Origin of the sequence: Bradyrhizobium sp. CB1717 (genome assembly GCF_029714325.1) — a bacterium.
In the GTDB taxonomy this organism is placed as follows: domain Bacteria; phylum Pseudomonadota; class Alphaproteobacteria; order Rhizobiales; family Xanthobacteraceae; genus Bradyrhizobium.
Genome location: NZ_CP121666.1, coordinates 4,591,320 through 4,609,032 on the forward strand (window position 1 = coordinate 4,591,320; position 17,713 = coordinate 4,609,032).

The following is a 17,713-nucleotide window of genomic DNA, read 5'->3' on the forward strand; positions in this document are numbered from 1 at the left end:
TCCGCTCAGGTCAGGTGTTTTGGAGGCGGGGAATCGGTATCGGGCGCGATGCCGGCAAGCGCCGGCTGCCGCTGTGAGACCGGCGGGGCCATCACATCGATTGCGGTGTCCGACTGCACCGGTTGTACGACGGCGACGGAGAAGCAACCGTGGCAGTGATGGCCGGCAAACGCCTTGTGGTCGCCATGGCCGGCCGCGCCGTCATCGAGGATCGAGGCGATCTCCGAGCCGCCGGAGGGGCTGGTCACATCGATGTCATGGGCGCCATGGAGCGCGCCCGAGAGCAGATACAGGACCGCGACGACCACAGCCACGAGCCCGCGCCAGTTGCGCGTCGAGCTCAGTCTGAGGGGCTGGCGGTTCGGGAGCACGAATTCACTCTTGCTGTCGATCCGGCTGGCCTAGCATGGCAGCGGGAACAGTGTCGACCCGCAATAGTGTTACGTGTGGGGAACTCGATGTCGCGGGCGGACCGCATCACCGAGATTGTCCGGCGCGGTCAATCGCCATATCTTGAGAGCATGGCCGACGCATGCTGCTCACCCCCGCCGCTCAATCTCGATCGCCATCGGGGCAACAAGGCGTATCGTCGCGTGCTGTGGGCCGTGCTCGCCATCAATGCCGTGATGTTCCTGGCCGAGATCGGCGCGGGCCTTGCGGCCGGATCGGCGTCGCTCCAGGCTGACGCGCTCGATTTCCTCGGAGACGCCGCGAACTACGCCATCAGCCTCCTGGTGGTCGGCATGGCGCTGCGCTATCGCGCCACCGCGGCTCTGGCCAAAGGGCTGACGATGGGGGCCTTCGGCCTGTGGGTCGTCGGCACAGTCATCTGGCACGCCGCCCATGGCACGCTGCCGAGCGCGTTCACCATGGGCGCGGTCGGCGTCGCGGCCCTTGTCGCGAACGCGGCCTCGTTCGGATTGTTGTGGGCCCATCGCAAGGGCGACGCCAACATGCGCTCGGCCTGGATCTGCACCCGCAACGACGTGCTCGGCAACATTGCCGTGCTGCTGGCCGCCATCGGCGTGTTCGGCACCGGCACGGGATGGCCAGATGTGATCGTTGCCGCCATCATGGCCGGCCTCGCGCTCCAGGGCGCAGTCGTGGTGGTGCGGCAATCACGCATGGAGCTGAACCTTCGCCCGGCCTGACGCGAGAGCGTGCGGCTTGCAACGCCGGCCGTCGTCAAGCCGCGGTCTCCTCGATATGCTTGGGTACCATTTGGTCATCCCGTGCCGGCGACGTTCGTTCATTGTCGCGGCCCGACGGCAGCCCAACCCCCTTCACCAACCCGAAGATCGCAGGGATCACGATCAGTGTCAGCAGCGTCGACGAGATCATGCCGCCGATCATGGGCACGGCGATACGCTGCATGATCTCCGATCCCGTTCCGCTGCTCCACATGATCGGCAGCAGGCCGGCCATGATCGCAACCACGGTCATCATCTTCGGGCGGACGCGCTCGACTGCGCCTTCCATGATGGCCTTGTCGAGATCGTCGCGGGTCAGGGCGCGGCTGGCAGCTGCGCAGCGCGCTTCGGTTTCGGCAAGGGCGTGGTTGAGATAGATCAGCATCACCACGCCGGTTTCGGCCGCTACGCCCGCGAGCGCGATGAAGCCGACGGCGACCGCGACCGAGAGGTTGAAGCCGAGCCACCACATCAGCCACAAGCCGCCGACGAGCGCGAAGGGCAGGGACAGCATCACGATCATGGTCTCGGTGATCGAGCGGAAGTTGAGATAGAGCAGCAGGAAGATGATCAGCAGCGTCACAGGTACGACGATCTTCAGACGCGCGGTAGCACGTTCCAGATATTCGTATTGTCCGCTCCAGACCACGTAGTAGCCGGGCGGAAACGGGACGCTCGCCTGCACCGCCGCCCGCGCGTCGGCGACATAGCCGCCGAGGTCGCGGTCGCGGATGTCGACATAGATGTAGGTGGCGAGCTGTCCGTTCTCGGTCCGGATCGAGGTCGGCCCGCGTGCCGGCGTGACGCTGGCGACCTCGCCGAGCGGGACGGTGCCGCCTGATGGCATCGGCACCAGGATGTCGCTGGCGATTGCCTTCGGATTGTCGCGCAGGTCGCGCGGGTAGCGCATGTTGACGGTGAAGCGCTGCCGGCCTTCGACCGTGGTGGTCACCGCCTGGCCGCCGAGCGCGGTGGCGATCGTGTCCTGCACGTCCTGCACCGCGATGCCGTAGCGCGACAGCGCCTCGCGGTCCGGCGTGATCTCGAGATAGTAGCCGCCGAGGCTGCGCTCGGCATATGCCGAGGAGGTGCCCGGCACGGCCTTGAGCACCTGCTCGATCTGCCGGGCCAGCCTGTCGATCCCGACGAGGTCGGTGCCGATGACCTTGATGCCCACGGGCGTCCGGATGCCGGTCGAGAGCATGTCGATGCGCGCCTTGATCGGCATGGTCCAGGCATTGGAGACGCCGGGAAACTGCAGCGCCTTGTCCATCTCGGCGATCAGGCTGTCGATGGTCACCCCAGTGCGCCATTGCTTCTTCGGCTTGAGGTCGACGATGGTCTCGAACATCTCCGACGGCGCCGGATCGGTCGCGGTGGCGGCGCGGCCGGCCTTGCCGTAGACCGAGGCGACTTCCGGAAACGAGCGGATGATCCGGTCCTGGGTCTGCATCAGCTCGGCGGCCTTGGTCACGGAGATGCCGGGCAACGTCGTCGGCATGTAGAGCAGAGTGCCCTCGTTGAGGTTCGGCATGAACTCGGAGCCGAGCCGGCCGGCCGGCCAGACCGAGGCGGCGAGCACGCCGAGCGCGAGCAGGATCACCGGAATCCGCGCCCGCAGCACGCCTGAGATCACCGGCTGGTAGATCCAGATCAGGAAGCGGTTGATCGGGTTCCTGTGCTCCGGGATGATCCTGCCGCGGACGAAGATCACCATCAGCGCCGGCACCAGCGTGACCGACAGCAGGGCCGCCGCCGCCATCGCAAAGGTCTTGGTGAAGGCGAGCGGGCTGAACAGCCGGCCCTCCTGCGATTCCAGCGTGAAGATCGGCATGAACGAGACGGTGATGATCAGGAGGCTGAAGAACAGCGCCGGGCCGACCTCGGCGGCGGCCTCGATCAGGATCGTCACCCGCGATTGGCCGGGCTGGGCGCGCTCGAGATGCTTGTGCGCGTTCTCGATCATCACGATGGCGGCGTCGATCATGGCGCCGATCGCGATCGCGATGCCGCCGAGGCTCATGATGTTGGAACCGATCCCGAGCAGCTTCATGGCCCCGAAGGCCATGAGAACGCCGACGGGGAGCATCAGGATGGCGACCAGCGCGCTGCGGACATGCAGCAGGAACACGATGCAGACCAGCGCCACCACGATGCTCTCCTCGAGCAGCGTGTGCCGGAGCGTGTCGATCGCGGCCTTGATGAGGTTGGAGCGGTCGTAGACCGGGACGATCTCGACCGATTTCGGCAGGCTGGTCGCGATCTCCCTGAACCGCTTCTTGACGTTCTCGATCACGTCGAGCGCGTTCATGCCGAAGCGCTGCAGCACGATGCCGCTCGCCACCTCGCCCTCGCCGTTGAGCTCGGCGATGCCGCGCCGCTCGTCCGGCCCGAGCTCGACGCGGGCGACGTCGCGCAGCTTGACTGGCGTTCCGTTGTCGGTCTTCAGCACGATGTTGCCGAGATCGTCGACGCTTTTCAGATAGCCCTTGCCGCGAATGACATATTCGAACTCGGACAGCTCGACGGTGCGGCCGCCGACGTCGGCATTGCTGGCGCGAATGGCCTCGCGCATTTTCTGCATGGTGATGCCGAGGTCGCGCATGCGCTGCGGATCGAGGATCACGTTGTACTGCCGGACGAAGCCGCCGACGCTGGCGACCTCCGCCACGCCTTCCGCCTTCGCAAGCGCGAACTTCAGATTCCAGTCCTGGATCGTCCGTGTCTCGGCGAGGTTCAGCTCCTTGGACATCACGACATATTGGTAGACCCAGCCGACACCGGTGGCGTCGGGGCCGATCGTCGGCGTGACGCCTGCGGGCAGCCGCGATGCGGCGCCGTTGAGGAATTCGAGCACGCGCGAGCGGGCCCAGTAGATGTCGGTGCCGTCCTCGAAGATGACGTAGACGAAGGAGACGCCGAAGAAGGAGAAGCCGCGCACCACTTTCGACTTCGGTACCGTCAGCATCGCGGTGGTGAGGGGATAGGTGACCTGGTCTTCGATCACCTGGGGCGCCTGTCCCTGATATTCGGTGTAGACGATAACCTGGGTGTCGGAGAGATCGGGAATGGCGTCCAGCGGCAGATGCAGCAGGGCATAGAGGCCGGCAGCGGCGGCAAAGCCCGTGCCGAACAGCACCAGCAGCAGGTTGCGTGCCGACCAGGCGATGATGCGCGCGATCATGGCTTGCCTCCCATGGCGTGGCCGCTGTGCGCGTCGGTGCCTTGCGCGTTGCCGCCCTCGGCGAGCCCCTTGAGCGCCGCCTTGAGATTGCTCTCTGCGTCGATCAGGAAGTTCGCGGAGGTGACGATGGCGTCGCCCTCGGCAAGGCCGTCGCGGATCTCGACATAGCCGTCGCCGCGCCGTCCGAGCTTGACCTCGCGCGGCTCGAAGCGGCCCTGTCCCTTGTCGACCAGGACGGCCTGCCGGCTGCCGGTGTCGAGCACCGCGCTTTCGGCAACGCTGAGCACCGGCGCCGGATTGCCGGTATCGATCTCGGCGTCGACATACATGTCGGGAAGCAGCGCAAGATCGGCGTTGGCGAGCTCGATCCGCAAGCGCGCCGTGCGCGTCTCCTTGTTCAGCTGCGGGTAGATGACGCTGATCCGGCCCTTGAAATCCCGACCGGGATAGCTGCGCGCGCGCACCGTCACGGGCTGGCCGACGGCGATGCCGCCGAGGTCGCGCTCGGCGACGTCGACATTGGCCCACACCAGCGAGATGTCGGCGATGCGGAACAGGATGTCGCCCGGCTGGGCGCGCATGCCGTCGATCGCGCTCCGCTGGAGCACGATGCCGTCACGCGGCGAAGACCACTGGATGGTGATCGGCACCGAATGGCTCTTCTCCATCTCGGCGATGACGGGCTCGGGAACGTCGAGGTTGACCAGCCGCTGCCGCGAGCCGCGGCCGTAAGGCTCGATGCCCCCAATGGACTTCGAGGTGATGGTCGCGAGATATTCGGCCGCCGCGGACGACACCGCAGGGCTGTAGATCTCCATCAGCGTCTGCCCCCGGGTCACGCGGCTTCCGGTGGTGACGTCGGCAACCTTCTGCACAAAGCTCTCGGCGCGCATGGCGATCACCGAGATCCGGCGTTCGTCGAGCTGGATCGTGCCGGGCGCGCGCACCAGCGTCCGCAGCCGGCGCAGCTCGGCCGGCTCCGATTTGACGCCGCTGCGCTGAATCTTGCCGGGCGATAGTTTTATCGAGCCGTCGTCGCTGTCGTCGCCGTCGTAGACGGGGATATAATCCATCCCCATCGAATCCTTCTTGGGCACCGGCGAGGTGTCGGGCAGGCCCATCGGGTTGCGATAATATTTGATCTTGCGATCGCTCTTGCTCATCGTCGCCGGCTGGTCGGAGGGATCGGCCGGCGCCGGCACGGCGACATAGTCGCGGCCGTCGTCGGTCTTCTTCGGCGTCGGCGAATAGAGCGGCTTGCCGTCCGGGTCCTGGTAATAGAGCGGGGCAGGCGCATCCGCCGCATTGGCGGCGGAGAGAACTGGATCGTCGTTCGGCGGCAGCAGGCTGCCGGCGAACAGCGCAAGGCCTGCCGCCGCGACAAGCGCAGCGGCAGTGCCGATGAGGCGGGCGCGGGTCATTGCTCGGCCGTGACGACGAGCTTGTTGTCAACCGTACCGGTTTCGCCCTGCACCTTGGCGCCGAGCGACAACTGCCAGCGGCCGGCCATGCCGAAGGTCGCCTTGAAACGGTAGGTGCCGGGCTCGCTGCCCGGCACCGGCGTCACCTTGGTGGCCATCTCCTGCATGCCGTCGGGCGCCATGTCGAGCCGGCTGGCGAACACCACGGCGTCGGGCACCGTCTTGCCGGTGATCTTGTCGACCAGGCGCACCGTCACGACGCGATCGGCGCCGGCCTTGACGGTCGGTTGCACCAGCTGGAATTCGTAGTTCTTGATCTCGGCGCGCGCGGCAGTCGCGAACGCGGCGGCGATCAGCGCGGCCACGGCGGCGCGCGCGAGGTTGGACGTTGTCATGATTTCAATTCCTCGATGGATCTGATGGAGCCGCACGCAACGACGTGACGGCAGGCAGCGATGCACGCCGGTTCCGGCGCGCATGTTCACCAGGCGCCCAGGCGCCTGTCAGACGATCGATCGAGGTGGTTGGTCCGGAGGCGGGCGGGTGAGGCCGTCGACGAGAGCATCATCGAGCGGCCGAAGCAGCGCGAGAGGACGCGCGTAGCGGGTTGCGGTCACGACCGCGGGTCCCGCCTGCAACACCTTCAGCACGCACATCGCGAGGAGCGGACAGTCTTGGCAGTCGCTCTGCTTCTGCTCTTGCGGACAGCAGGGCATGTCGGCCGCCATATCGGCCATCTGCATCATGTTGGTATCGGAGGAGGCGGGGCCTGATGCCATGCCCGACGCGGCGGCCGGCGCGGCCAAAGGCGCCACCGCCAATCCGATCGAGATCAGCGATGCAAAGAGCAAGCGCAGGAGGCGGGCCGTTGTCATCGGGGCGATATTCCCACGGGGGGCTCGGACGAGGAAGTGCCCCTCGTTCACTTCTTCGCCAAGCTTAACGGCCCGGCGACCCGCGGGCGTTGATCAATGACAAACGGACCCATTTTTCTCCCGCCGGAGGCGCATGGACGACCGGAACTATCTTTCCGGACGGCCGTCCTACGCTGTTCCGGATCAAGACCTACGCCTTCTCCTCCCAGATCATCGCAAGGTGTACGATGGTCTGTACCGCCTTCTCCATGTCCTGCCGGCTGACCCATTCGAGGCGCGAGTGGAAGGCGTGCTCGCCGGCGAAGATGTTGGGGCAGGGCAGGCCCATGAAGGACAGGCGCGAGCCGTCGGTGCCGCCGCGGATTGCGGTGCGCATCGGCCGGAGACCGGCCCGCCGAATCGCCTCGATGGCGTATTCGAGGACGTGCGGGTGACGGTCGATCACCTGCTTCATGTTGCGGTACTGCTCCCTGATCTCGAGCGTGTAGGTCGAGCGCGGATAGTCCTTCATCACGTCCTTGACGATGCCCTCGAGCAAGTCCTCTTTCTCCTTCAGCCCTTCCTCGGTGAAGTCGCGGACGATGAAGGAGAGGCTCGCCTGCTCCAGCGCGCCCTCGATCCCGATCGGATGCAGAAAGCCCTGCTTGCCCGACGTCGTCTCCGGCGAGCAGCCTTCCCTAGGCAGACGCTCGACGATGGCGGCCGCGATCTTGATCGCGTGCTCCATCTTGCCCTTGGCGTAGCCGGGATGGGCGCTGACGCCGTTGATGGTGATGGTGGCGCCATCGGCCGAGAAGGTCTCGTCCTCGACGCAGCCCGCGCTCTCGCCGTCCATGGTGTAGCCGAAGTCGGCGCCCAGCTTCTTCAGATCGACATTGTCGACGCCGCGACCGATCTCCTCGTCCGGGGTGAACAGGATCTTGATGGTGCCGTGCTTCACGTCGGGATTGTTGATGAAGAAATGCGCGGCATCCATGATCTCTGCGACGCCGGCCTTGTTGTCGGCGCCGAGCAGCGTGGTGCCGTCCGTGGTGATGATGTCGTTGCCGATCTGATTCTTCAGCGCCGGATGCTCGGTGAAGCGGATCACCTGGCTGGTGTCGCCCGGCAGCACGATATCGCCGCCGCGATAGTTCTTCACCATTTGCGGCTTGACGTCCTTGCCGGTGACGTCGGGCGAGGTGTCCATGTGCGAGCAGAAGCAGATCACCGGCACCTTCTTGTCGGTGTTGGCCGGGATGGTGCCGTAGACATAGCCGTAATCGTCGAGATGGGCGTCGGCGACGCCCATGGCCTTTAGCTCGGCGGCGAGCACGCGGCCGAGATCCTTCTGCTTCTCGGTCGAGGGCGAGTGAGGGGAATCCGGATCGGACTGGGTATCGATGGTGACGTAGCGCAGGAAGCGCTCGGTCACGGTGTGCGAAAAGGTGAGGGAGGACATTTCTGGTCAAACCGCCGGGTCTTTGGGGGATGCAGGCGGTATATCAGAAAAGCGGGCCGTGATGCGGCCAGGAACGACATCCGATCAGGCTTAACGAATGGTAGCCTTAAATCGCCTCTTTGAGTTCCTTCACCGGGCGGAACGCGACCTTCTTGCTGGCCTTGATGTGGATGGCTTCGCCGGTGGCGGGATTGCGGCCGGTGCGGGCGGCACGCTTGCGGACCTGGAGGATGCCGAGCCCGACGATGCGGACCCGGTCGCCCTTCTTCAGGTGCTTGGTGATCAGATCGACCATGTCGGTCAGGACGGCCTCGGCGTGCTTCTTGGACAGGTCCTGGCTCTCCGCGATATCGGCGGCGAGGTGCTTCAGCGTGATGGTGGCAGGAACGGCTGCCTTCTTCGCCGAATCCTTCTTCGCCATGTCTGGCCTCCTCGATTCTTGCCGGTGGCTGGAGACCGCCCCGGACCCCGCAGGTTCCCGGAGGCGTAGACGATTCGGGACCGGACTGACTACGCCGCCCGGCGCGGCGGGGTCACGTTCCTGCGCGCCACCGGCGGATATCCGCTTCTTCAGGCTGTGGATGCAACGTCCTTGACTTCACCAAGCCCGGCCTTTAAGTCCCCCCTCGTTCCGCGGACATCTGTGCGCCACGCGGGAGTAGCTCAGTTGGTTAGAGCGCCGGCCTGTCACGCCGGAGGTCGCGGGTTCGAGCCCCGTCTCTCGCGCCATTTCATGGCGGAAATCAATAACTTAATCGCTGAATAGAAGCCCTCCCTGGCAAGCCGCCGGCGGAGCGAAACCGGATTCGATGGCCGGCGAGCGGACCGTCGTTATTTTCGATGTCTTCGTGTTTCCGATCTTGCCCGCAGCAAGCGGTGTGCAACACATTGTGCAACCCGCCAGACCGCCTACGACCGGTCAAACCGCTCTCATTCGGATCAATCCAATGCAGGCAGCCGATTTCAGCGCAACGCTGCAAAATTTGTTCGCCAAAGGCGTGCGCTACGGGACTGTGATCGACCTTGGCTGTGCAGATGGGCATTTCGTCCTTAACCACCTGTCACGCCTCGGTGGTGCGGTGCCGCTCAACATTGATGCCAACCGGATCTATGAGGACTCCCTGAAGGCCATCAAGGAGGTGCTTGGCGGGCACTATCGCATCTGCGCCATCACCGACCATGAGGGTGAGATCGAGATCACCGAGTCGGTCCATCCCTACTGGTCGTCTGTGCGCCCGACAGGCGATCTCTACTGGGCGCGGCTCAACGATCTGATCAAGGGCAAGGTCAAGGTGCCGGCGACGACACTCGATGCGCTGGTCAAGGAACTGTCGCTCGAGCCGCCGTTCCTGCTCAAGCTCGACGTCCAGGGCGCGGAAAAGGCCGCGCTGAAGGGCGCACGTTACGTGCTCGAAAATTGCAGCGTCGTCGTGTGCGAGGCCGACATCGACGACTTCCAGGACATCAACGCGACGCTGCTGGGGGCAGGTTTCTTCCTCTACGACCTGACGACGCTGCAGCGCCTGCGCGACGGAACGCTCGGCTGGTTTTACCCCGTCTATGTCAGCGGCAAGCTCGCCCATCTGAAGCCGCAGGCATTCTGGGATGCCGGCGACAATGCGGCGGTCATCGAGGTGCAGGAGGTGCGCCGCAAGATGATCCTCGAACAGAACAGGAAGATATTGAACCGGCTGCGTTACGGGCAGGCCGATGCCGGCCGCAACGATCCCTGTCCCTGCGGCTCGGGGCAGAAATTCAAGCATTGCTGCGGCAGCTACCGGGCCGACTGACTTTGGCGCAGGCCGAGCTATGGAATACACCCTCGATATTTCAAAGGCTTGGCAGGTCACCTTCAGCCGACGGCTGAAATCAAAAGGCCGCCCGAGGGCGGCCGTTTGGAGTCAAATCGGACCTTTTCGCCGTCAGCGAATCTCGGATGTGCCTGCGCTGGTGATCGCGACGGGCTTGCCGGCCTTGATCACCTGGGCGGACTGGGCGGTCTGGCCGTAATCGGCGTTGGTACGGGCAGCAATCCCGAAACCGGCCACTGCAATGCCGGCAACCAGCGCCACCACCACGATCTTCAGGTGGGTCGCACGATCAGCAGAGTGAATTGAGTGGTTCATATGAGCCTCCCGACGGGCTTTGCCGTCGTCTATGGGCTCATCTTCTAAGGACCATCTGTTTCCGGATCGTTTCGCGGGTTCCGCAAAATGGTTTCATTAATACGCCCGCTTGGTTTCGCCGGGCTGGCGGTGGGCGGGCCTCAGGCGGCCGCCCGGCCGATGTCGTTGCGGATTGAGCGGGCAGCCCAGACGAACAGCAGGGCGCCGAGCGTGGTCGTGACCGCCGCCGAGAGCAGGGAGTAGCGCACGGCATCCGTGCCATAGCTGCCCCTCAGGGCATCGTTGACCATGCCCACGGCGAGTGGGCCGACACCCTGGCCGAAGCAGGTGGCTGTCAGCGCGATCAGCGCTGAAGCCAGCGCTCGCATGCTGGGCTTGGCCACGGTTTGCGCGATCGCGAAGATCGGGCCGAGATGAAAGCCGACCAGGAACGAGGTCAGCGCCAGCATCGCCACCATCATCGCAAAATCCTGCGTCAGCATGCAGAGCGCGAACACCGGTCCGGCGAGCCCTGAGGTGATCGCGGGGGCCCACAGTTTCCAGCGGTCGTCACGGCGGCTGATCTGCGCCACCAGGAAGCCGCCGAGCAGCGTGCCGGCCATGCCGGCGAGGCCCTTGAAGGTGCCGGCATAGGTGCCGATCTCGGCGCTCGACAGATGGTGCACGCGCGCGAGGAACGGTGGGATCCAGGCCGCGGTCGCGTAGTTGGTGTAGGTGGTGAGGCAGAAGCCGATCAGGACGATGATGAAGCTGCGCTGGGACGCGAGGAAGCGCAGTGTCGGTCCGAGCGGCTCGGGCACAAAACTCTCCTGCATGGCGCCGCGCTTCGGCTCGGAGATCGTCAGCCACAGGACAGCCGCGAGCAGGATGCCGGGCAGGCCGGCGACGTAGAAGGCCATCCGCCAGCCATAGTGCTGGTTGACGTAGCCGCCGACGAAATAGCCGAGGAAGACGCCGAGATAGGTGCCGATGGCATAGATGCCGAGCGCGCGCGGGCGCTCGTTCTTGGCAAAGAGATCGGCGACGATCGACTGCGAGGCCGGGGAGCCCGCGGACTCGCCGATGCCGACGCCGATGCGTGCCAGCGCCAGCGAGGTCACGCTGGTGGCGGCGCCGCACAGGGCCGTCATCGCGCTCCAGAACGCGAAGGCGACGGCGACGATGTTGCGCCGGTTCAGCCGGTCGGCGACGCGCGCGATGGGGATGCCGAGCAGGGAGTAGAACAGCGCGAAGCCGAAGCCTGCGAGCAGGCCCATCATGGTATCGCTGAGGGCAAACTCCTTCTTGATCGGCTCGATCAGGACGTTGAAGATCGTGCGGTCGAGGAAATTCAGCGCGTAGATGACGGTGAGCAAGCCCAGCACGTAGTAGCGCCGCGCCGAGGGCTTTGCCGCGGCAGCCGTTTGCACCGACATCTGTGACGTCACATCGACCATCGCTTCCCCCAATTTGTCTTTGTTATCGTTGTCGGTCCAGCCCTGAGGGCTGGTTGGTCAGCCTTCGCGGATGTAATTCCCCGCTTCGAATTCGACCGGCGGCGCGCTTGCATCGAACGAGACGCCGATCGGATCGCCGCCTGCGGCGAGCGCGTCGAGCTGGTCACTCAGCATGCGCCGGATCATCAGGATGCCACGGTCGCTCTGGCCGAAATGCTCCTCGGAATGCACGGTCACCTCGCCCTGGCCGACCTGGGCCTCATAGTCGCCCGGGAACTGCTGGTGCTCTTCCTCGGTCATGTCCCACCAGAACTTGCCGTTGAACTTCGAGCGCATGCGGCTGATATCGCCAGGATTTTTGACGCGACCGGCGACATAGATGCGGAACGAGGCATCGTCGATCGGTAGCACCCAGCCAATCGACTCGACGCGGGCGAATTGCGCAACGCGCGGGTTCGGCACCACGCGCAGCGTCGGCAGCGCCGCCTCGCTGACGCGGTAAAACACCTTGCCGTCGTCCTGCTTGCGTTCGGAGCGCACGAGGACGCCGCGCGACGATTTCTCGAACTTCACCTCAGGGATCGACGCCATCATGTTGGTGAATTGCGGACCCGAGAACGAGCCGTGCAGCACCGGCACGTGGTAGGGGTCGACGACGTTCTCGAAATGCTGGAGCCAGTTGCAGGGGATGATCGCGGGACCGCCGCCGCCGATCGAGGAATCGTCGGCCTCGACGAGCTCGCCATCATCCATGTTTTCCAGGCACTCATAGCGCGGCAGCACCGGGCGTTTCTCGGCCGGGCCCATATAGGCGAAGATCAGCCCGTAACGCTCCTCGACCGGATACCAGGGCTGGCGCACCTTGTCCTTGAACTGGCCGCCATCGGGCTCGCAAGGCTGCTCCAGGCAGTGGCCTTCGGTGTCGAACTTCCAGCCGTGATAGCAGCAGCGGATGCCGTCCTCCTCGACCTTGCCATAATAGAGCGTGGTGCCGCGGTGGCAGCAGCGCGCGTGCAGGAGGCCGGCGCGGCCATGCTTGTCGCGGAACAGCACCAGATCCTCGCCGAGCGCGCGCACCTTCTTCGGCGTGCCGGTGGCGTCACCGACGAGCCCGACCGGATGCCAGTAGCGGCGCAGCAGTTCACCCATCGGCGTGCCGCGCACGACCGATGTGAGCTCGGTGCGCGTGTGCGCCGGCTTCATCGCATAGGCCGTGCCGAGATCGCGATCCCGCTGGGTGATGGTCATGCTGGTCCTCCCGCTCCCGGCCGTGCTGGCCGGGGCCTTTTTTCTGTCTTGGCAGCAGTGAAAGATAAATCGATGACATTGTCAACGATCTTCTGAATGCCTCTTAATCGCATTTGAGGAGAACGGCCGGCCGCGGCGGCTCAGGCTTGGCAGGACCGGGCTTTCTTGGCAGAGGTGGACGATGAACCAGACACCGAGCAGGGACGGGTGGACGGCCCCCGAGCCGGGCGAGAGCGAGCCGGCGCCGATCACCGCGATGCTGTCCTCGCGGCTGATGGTGCTCGCCAATCTGCTCAAGCGCGGCGCCATCCTGCGCTACAAGCGGCTGACCGGATTGTCCTCCGTCGAGTTCGGTCTCGTCGCCTCGCTCGGCCGGCGTCCGCCGATGAGCGTGGCGCGGCTCGCCGAGGCCGTCGGCCAGGACAAGGGCCAGATCAGCCGCGCGCTGGCCAATCTGGTGTCGCGCAAGCTGATCGCGAAATCGGCAAATCCGAAGGATAGCCGCGAGGTGCTGATCTCGCTCACCGCGGCGGGCCTCGCCGCGCATGATGCGATCGTCGAAGGCGCGCAGGAGCGCAACCGCCGCCTCCTGGAACATCTGAGCGCCGCCGAGTTCGACATGCTGCTGCAGCAGGTCGACCGGCTCACGGCGATCGCCGCCGAGATGCTCGAGAGCGAGAAGAACGCGCGCTGACGTTCCGATAGTCCCCGGGAACAATGGATCGCTTCTAAGAGTCTCTCTAAGAGGCTTTCAATTAGGGAATTCGCGCACCCTCACATAAGCGTCACCGCAAGCGCAGGCCGCCCCGGGGACACGGCGGCATGACGCATCAAACATGCAGCTTTGGGGTGGCGCGTTGAACAGTCTTGGAATGCTGCGGTCGGCCGTATTGGCGACCGCATCGGCTTGGGTTTTGATGCCGCAGGCATCGCTCGCACAATCGTCCACGCAGAGCGGCGCGCAGAACCTGCCGTCCGTGACCGTCACCGCACCGGAAGCACGTCGCCGCGCACCCGCGTCCGCCGCGCGCAGTGCGCCGCGGCGATCGGTGCAGGCCGCGAACAGAAGCAAGCCGCAGCCCCAGCGCAACGCCGGCTTCGTCGAGACGCCACGTGGACCGGTGCACGGCTACGTCGCCGGCCGCAGCTCGTCGGGCACCAAGACCGACACGCCGATCATGGAGACGCCGCAATCGGTGTCCGTCATCGGCGCGGAGCAGATCCGGGACCAGAAGGCGAACAAGCTCGACGAGGTGCTGCGCTACACAGCCGGCGTGCGGGCAGGGACCTTTGGCGCGGATACGCGCAACGACTGGTGGCTGATCCGCGGCTTCAAGTCCGACGACGTCGGACTGTTCCTCGACGGCATGCAGCTGTTCTACACGTCCTATGCGAGCTGGAAGCTCCAGACACCCAACATGGAGCGCGTCGAGGTGCTGCGCGGTCCGTCGGCGGTGCTTTACGGCGGATCGAGCCCGAGCGGCATCGTCAACGTCATCAGCAAGATGCCGCCGGCCGAGCCGATCCGCTATGTCGAGACCGGCGTCAACAATTTCGGCAACGCCTATGTCGGTTTCGATTTCGGCGGGCCGGTCGCGACGCAGCCCCAGGATGGCAAGCTGTTCTACCGCGTCGTCGGCCAGGTCCAGAACGGCCCGACGCAGGTCAACTTCACGCCCGACAACAACTACTTCATCGCGCCGTCATTCACATGGAAGCCGGATGCCGACACTACGTTCACGGTGCTGGCCTCGGCCTCGAAGCAGGACACCCGCGGCATCAACTTCCTGCCCTATCAGGGCACGGTGACGAACGCGCCGTTCGGCAAGATCCCGACCAGCTTCTTCGTCGGCGATCCCAGCGTCGACAAATTCGCGCGCGAGCAGGAGATGCTCGGCTACCAGTTCGAGCGCAATCTCACGGACGATTTGACGTTTCGCCAGAATGCGCGCTTTGCGCATGTCGACGTGACCTATCGCGGCTATGTCGGCAACGGCTGGGACAACATCAACACGGCCACGCTCAACCGCTACAATTGGTATGCGAAGAACACGGCCAATCAGGGCAACCTCGACAACCAGCTGGAATACCGCTTCGGCACAGGTCCGGTGAAGCACACGATGCTGTTCGGGGTCGATCTGCGGGGCTATCAGATCGACGACTACCAGGCCTTCAACTTCAGCACGGTGCCGTCGATCAACGTGTTCAATCCGGCTTATGGCGTGAACGTTCCGATCACCGGTGCGCCGTTCCGCAACTTCCTGATCACGCAGAAGCAGGCCGGTACCTACGTCCAGGACCAGATGAAGCTCGGCAACTTCACGCTGGTGCTGAGCGGCCGCAACGACTGGGTCGAAACCACGCAGGCCGCCCGTGACACCGGCACCGTCGTCGGCCAGCGCGACGACACCAAGTTCAGCGGGCGCGCCGGCCTGATCTACAATTTCGACAACGGCATCGCACCCTATGTCTCCTATGCGACGAGCTACAATCCGGTCATCGGCCTGAATGCCATCAACCAGTTGCTGCTTCCGGAGACCGGCAAGCAGGCTGAAATCGGCGTGAAGGTCGCACCGAAGGGATTTGACGGCTATTTCACGGCCTCTGTGTTCGACCTGAAGCGCACGAACGCGCTGACGACCGATCCGTCGAATGCGCTGCTGCAAAACCAGACCGGCGAGGTGACCTCGCGCGGTATCGAGCTCGAAGCGGTGGCGAACGCCACGAAGGAACTGAAGCTGATCGGCGCCTTCACGGCCTATCATTTGTTCACCAGCAAGGACCTCGATCAGTCGCTGGTCGGCAAGACCCCGACCAATACGCCCGAGATGCTGGTGTCGGGCTGGGCCGACTACACCTTCAAGGACGGGCCGCTCGAGGGCTTCGGCTTCGGCGGCGGCGTCCGCTATATCGGCTCGTCCTGGGCCGACACCGCCAACACGCTCGAGGTTCCCGCGGTGGTGCTCGGCGACCTCGCGCTCCACTACGAATGGCAGAACTGGCGCACGGCGCTGAACGTGATCAACCTGACCGACAAGATCTACGTCGCGAGCTGTGCGTCGGCGACGTCGTGCTTCTACGGCGACCGCCGGCGCGTGACCGCCAGCGTCTCCTACAAATGGTGAGGCAGGGATGAGGAGAGGCGAGGGCAGCGTCAGGCGCCCCTGATCTCGGCCATTCCTAGGCTCTACCGACCGGACGACCGCTGATCTTCCGTCGGGAGATCGATGAGCTCCCGGGCTATGCCCCCCGGCCCGAAGCTCATGCGAGCGCGGCGCGTGCGACGGCCCAGCAAGTCGCCGCCGCGCTCGCGGTCGCTCCGGATCGGATGCTGCCCCCACGCATTCGCCGGACGGGGTGCGGTCCGGTCATGATGCATGGCTGACCAGCCGCGCCTGCGGATACCGATATTCCCGCGCATGGTCCTGCCTGCGCCCGCGAGCTTCACCGGCCGCCCGTTGCGCCACCCGGACGGGCCAGTATGTCGCCTGAGTGACGGAAAGGGCCGCCACGGCCGTTATTGCCAAGCTCTGGGTGCGCTGCCGCACGAAAAAATCGGGCATTTTGACCGGATGCTGTGTGGCAGATCGCTGTCCCGGTCCGTGCCCCGCAAGCTCAGAACAAGCCTCCGTGCAAAACTGCGGTCGCCCTTGCTGGGCTGGGCGATCTGCTCCATACCAGCCGCGGGGTGATTCCGGGATTTCCACCGTTCTGGGGGCGACAAAGGGCCTGAAAAGAGCGTGTCTTGCGCCCATTGGTGCACTGCGCTAAGGCTCAGAATAATTCCAAATCGGGACGAATCCGCGGCTCCCCCGACGTCGCGGGAAAAAGGGCTCGTCAATGAGCGGCATTCTACAGAACTATCTTCCACTCGTCGTCTTTATAGGGGTAGCGGGCCTCATCGGCCTCGTGCTGCTGATCGCGCCCTTCATCGTGGCGTTCCAGCAGCCGGACCCGGAAAAGCTGTCGGCGTATGAGTGCGGTTTCAACGCCTTCGACGACGCGCGAATGAAGTTCGACGTCCGCTTCTATCTGGTCGCCATCCTCTTCATCATCTTCGACCTCGAGGTGGCGTTCCTGTTTCCCTGGGCGGTGGCGTTCGGCAAGCTTGGCGCGACCGGCTTCTGGTCCATGGTGGTGTTCCTCGCCGTGCTGACGGTCGGGTTCGCCTATGAATGGAAGAAAGGGGCACTCGAATGGGATTGAACCCTGCATCGTCCACAGGTCCGGTTCTCGCGCCGGCCCCCAAGGGCATTTTGGATCCGTCCACCGGCAAGCCGGTCGGGGCCAATGACCCGTTCTTCCTCGAGGTCAATTCCGAGCTGTCCGACAAGGGCTTCTTCGTGGCCGCGACCGACGACCTCATCACCTGGGCCCGTACCGGCTCGCTGATGTGGATGACCTTCGGTCTCGCCTGCTGCGCCGTCGAGATGATGCAGGTGTCGATGCCGCGCTACGACGTCGAGCGCTTCGGCTTCGCCCCGCGTGCCTCGCCGCGCCAGTCCGACGTGATGATCGTCGCCGGCACCTTGACCAACAAGATGGCGCCGGCGCTGCGCAAGGTCTACGACCAGATGCCCGAGCCGCGCTACGTCATCTCGATGGGCTCCTGCGCCAATGGCGGCGGCTACTATCACTATTCCTACTCGGTCGTGCGCGGCTGCGACCGCATCGTGCCGATCGACATCTACGTGCCGGGCTGCCCGCCCACGGCGGAAGCGCTGCTCTACGGCGTGCTGCTGCTGCAGAAGAAGATCCGGCGCACCGGCACCATCGAACGCTAAGGTTTTAC

Annotated in this window: 16 protein-coding genes and 1 tRNA gene; 7 read left to right on the forward strand and 10 right to left on the reverse strand. The window is 64.9% G+C overall.

The features are described from left to right. Positions 1-5: 5 nt before the first annotated feature. On the reverse strand, positions 6-371 hold the full coding sequence (locus tag QA649_RS21870) for a hypothetical protein (protein WP_283025957.1): 366 nt from the start codon (positions 369-371) through the stop codon (positions 6-8). Positions 372-521: 150 nt separating this feature from the next. Between QA649_RS21870 and QA649_RS21875 the strand changes: the two genes are divergently transcribed. Continuing rightward, positions 522-1,151, forward strand: coding sequence for a cation transporter (locus QA649_RS21875; RefSeq protein ID WP_283026069.1), 630 nt, complete (start codon positions 522-524; stop codon positions 1,149-1,151). A 34-nt stretch (positions 1,152-1,185) separates the two neighbouring features. On the opposite strand, the gene QA649_RS21880 is transcribed toward QA649_RS21875, so the two are convergent. From QA649_RS21880 to QA649_RS21905, 6 genes are all read right to left on the reverse strand, one after another. Further along, positions 1,186-4,374 carry a CusA/CzcA family heavy metal efflux RND transporter gene (locus tag QA649_RS21880; protein WP_283025958.1) on the reverse strand — a complete coding sequence of 1,063 codons (3,189 nt, stop codon included), beginning with the start codon at positions 4,372-4,374 and terminating at the stop codon, positions 1,186-1,188. Next, positions 4,371-5,795 carry an efflux RND transporter periplasmic adaptor subunit gene (locus QA649_RS21885; RefSeq protein ID WP_283025959.1) on the reverse strand — a complete coding sequence of 475 codons (1,425 nt, stop codon included), beginning with the start codon at positions 5,793-5,795 and terminating at the stop codon, positions 4,371-4,373. The genes QA649_RS21880 and QA649_RS21885 overlap by 4 nt, the downstream gene beginning before the upstream one ends. Beyond that, positions 5,792-6,190 (reverse strand): FixH family protein, encoded by a 399-nt coding sequence (locus QA649_RS21890; RefSeq protein WP_283025960.1) that lies wholly within the window; start codon positions 6,188-6,190, stop codon positions 5,792-5,794. The genes QA649_RS21885 and QA649_RS21890 overlap by 4 nt, the downstream gene beginning before the upstream one ends. Positions 6,191-6,298: 108 nt before the next feature. Beyond that, on the reverse strand, positions 6,299-6,670 hold the full coding sequence (locus QA649_RS21895) for a hypothetical protein (protein ID WP_283025961.1): 372 nt from the start codon (positions 6,668-6,670) through the stop codon (positions 6,299-6,301). 190 nt (positions 6,671-6,860) lie between these two features. After that, positions 6,861-8,111 (reverse strand): peptidase T, encoded by a 1,251-nt coding sequence (pepT, locus tag QA649_RS21900; RefSeq protein WP_283025962.1) that lies wholly within the window; start codon positions 8,109-8,111, stop codon positions 6,861-6,863. A 106-nt stretch (positions 8,112-8,217) separates the two neighbouring features. Continuing rightward, complete coding sequence (locus tag QA649_RS21905; protein WP_283025963.1) at positions 8,218-8,532, reverse strand: HU family DNA-binding protein; 315 nt, start codon at positions 8,530-8,532, stop codon at positions 8,218-8,220. A gap of 231 nt (positions 8,533-8,763) precedes the next feature. Between QA649_RS21905 and QA649_RS21910 the strand changes: the two genes are divergently transcribed. Both QA649_RS21910 and QA649_RS21915 read left to right on the forward strand, forming a co-directional pair. Beyond that, positions 8,764-8,840, forward strand: a tRNA-Asp gene (locus tag QA649_RS21910). A 218-nt stretch (positions 8,841-9,058) separates the two neighbouring features. Then, the gene (locus tag QA649_RS21915) at positions 9,059-9,901 is read left to right on the forward strand and encodes an FkbM family methyltransferase (protein WP_283025964.1); all 843 of its coding nucleotides are present in this window, start codon (positions 9,059-9,061) and stop codon (positions 9,899-9,901) included. 132 nt (positions 9,902-10,033) lie between these two features. Here QA649_RS21915 and QA649_RS21920 read toward each other — a convergent pair whose 3' ends face one another. From QA649_RS21920 to QA649_RS21930, 3 genes are all read right to left on the reverse strand, one after another. Further along, positions 10,034-10,237 (reverse strand): hypothetical protein, encoded by a 204-nt coding sequence (locus tag QA649_RS21920; RefSeq protein WP_283025965.1) that lies wholly within the window; start codon positions 10,235-10,237, stop codon positions 10,034-10,036. A gap of 140 nt (positions 10,238-10,377) precedes the next feature. Further along, a complete protein-coding gene (locus QA649_RS21925; RefSeq protein WP_283025966.1) occupies positions 10,378-11,673 on the reverse strand; it encodes an MFS transporter in 1,296 nt (431 codons plus the stop codon). 57 nt (positions 11,674-11,730) lie between these two features. Continuing rightward, a complete protein-coding gene (locus tag QA649_RS21930) occupies positions 11,731-12,921 on the reverse strand; it encodes an aromatic ring-hydroxylating dioxygenase subunit alpha (protein WP_283025967.1) in 1,191 nt (396 codons plus the stop codon). 181 nt (positions 12,922-13,102) lie between these two features. On the opposite strand from QA649_RS21930, the gene QA649_RS21935 reads away from it, so the two are divergent. The 4 genes from QA649_RS21935 to QA649_RS21950 all read left to right on the forward strand — a co-directional run bounded on the left by QA649_RS21935 (position 13,103) and on the right by QA649_RS21950 (position 17,705). Continuing rightward, a complete protein-coding gene (locus QA649_RS21935) occupies positions 13,103-13,615 on the forward strand; it encodes a MarR family transcriptional regulator (protein WP_283025968.1) in 513 nt (170 codons plus the stop codon). A 178-nt stretch (positions 13,616-13,793) separates the two neighbouring features. Further along, positions 13,794-16,046, forward strand: a complete 2,253-nt coding sequence (locus QA649_RS21940; protein ID WP_283026070.1) for a TonB-dependent siderophore receptor — start codon at positions 13,794-13,796, stop codon at positions 16,044-16,046. Positions 16,047-16,761: 715 nt separating this feature from the next. Further along, positions 16,762-17,127 carry an NADH-quinone oxidoreductase subunit A gene (locus QA649_RS21945; RefSeq protein WP_008136158.1) on the forward strand — a complete coding sequence of 122 codons (366 nt, stop codon included), beginning with the start codon at positions 16,762-16,764 and terminating at the stop codon, positions 17,125-17,127. Then, on the forward strand, positions 17,118-17,705 hold the full coding sequence (locus tag QA649_RS21950; protein ID WP_167533053.1) for an NADH-quinone oxidoreductase subunit B: 588 nt from the start codon (positions 17,118-17,120) through the stop codon (positions 17,703-17,705). Before QA649_RS21945 ends, QA649_RS21950 begins: the two co-directional genes overlap by 10 nt. The last annotated feature ends 8 nt before the right edge of the window (positions 17,706-17,713 follow it).

Excerpts from the sequence above, each read along its gene's own strand:
- QA649_RS21880 (WP_283025958.1), bottom strand. The coding sequence starts at position 4,374 with ATGATCGCGCGCATCATCGCCTGGTCGGCACGCAACCTGCTGCTGGTG.
- QA649_RS21895 (WP_283025961.1), bottom strand. The coding sequence starts at position 6,670 with ATGACAACGGCCCGCCTCCTGCGCTTGCTCTTTGCATCGCTGATCTCG.
- QA649_RS21945 (WP_008136158.1), top strand. The coding sequence starts at position 16,762 with ATGAGCGGCATTCTACAGAACTATCTTCCACTCGTCGTCTTTATAGGG.
- pepT (WP_283025962.1), bottom strand. The coding sequence starts at position 8,111 with ATGTCCTCCCTCACCTTTTCGCACACCGTGACCGAGCGCTTCCTGCGC.
- QA649_RS21905 (WP_283025963.1), bottom strand. The coding sequence starts at position 8,532 with ATGGCGAAGAAGGATTCGGCGAAGAAGGCAGCCGTTCCTGCCACCATC.
- QA649_RS21925 (WP_283025966.1), bottom strand. The coding sequence starts at position 11,673 with ATGGTCGATGTGACGTCACAGATGTCGGTGCAAACGGCTGCCGCGGCA.
- QA649_RS21935 (WP_283025968.1), top strand. The coding sequence starts at position 13,103 with ATGAACCAGACACCGAGCAGGGACGGGTGGACGGCCCCCGAGCCGGGC.
- QA649_RS21930 (WP_283025967.1), bottom strand. The coding sequence starts at position 12,921 with ATGACCATCACCCAGCGGGATCGCGATCTCGGCACGGCCTATGCGATG.
- QA649_RS21890 (WP_283025960.1), bottom strand. The coding sequence starts at position 6,190 with ATGACAACGTCCAACCTCGCGCGCGCCGCCGTGGCCGCGCTGATCGCC.
- QA649_RS21920 (WP_283025965.1), bottom strand. The coding sequence starts at position 10,237 with ATGAACCACTCAATTCACTCTGCTGATCGTGCGACCCACCTGAAGATC.
- QA649_RS21885 (WP_283025959.1), bottom strand. The coding sequence starts at position 5,795 with ATGACCCGCGCCCGCCTCATCGGCACTGCCGCTGCGCTTGTCGCGGCG.
- QA649_RS21915 (WP_283025964.1), top strand. The coding sequence starts at position 9,059 with ATGCAGGCAGCCGATTTCAGCGCAACGCTGCAAAATTTGTTCGCCAAA.
- QA649_RS21940 (WP_283026070.1), top strand. The coding sequence starts at position 13,794 with ATGCTGCGGTCGGCCGTATTGGCGACCGCATCGGCTTGGGTTTTGATG.
- QA649_RS21875 (WP_283026069.1), top strand. The coding sequence starts at position 522 with ATGGCCGACGCATGCTGCTCACCCCCGCCGCTCAATCTCGATCGCCAT.
- QA649_RS21950 (WP_167533053.1), top strand. The coding sequence starts at position 17,118 with ATGGGATTGAACCCTGCATCGTCCACAGGTCCGGTTCTCGCGCCGGCC.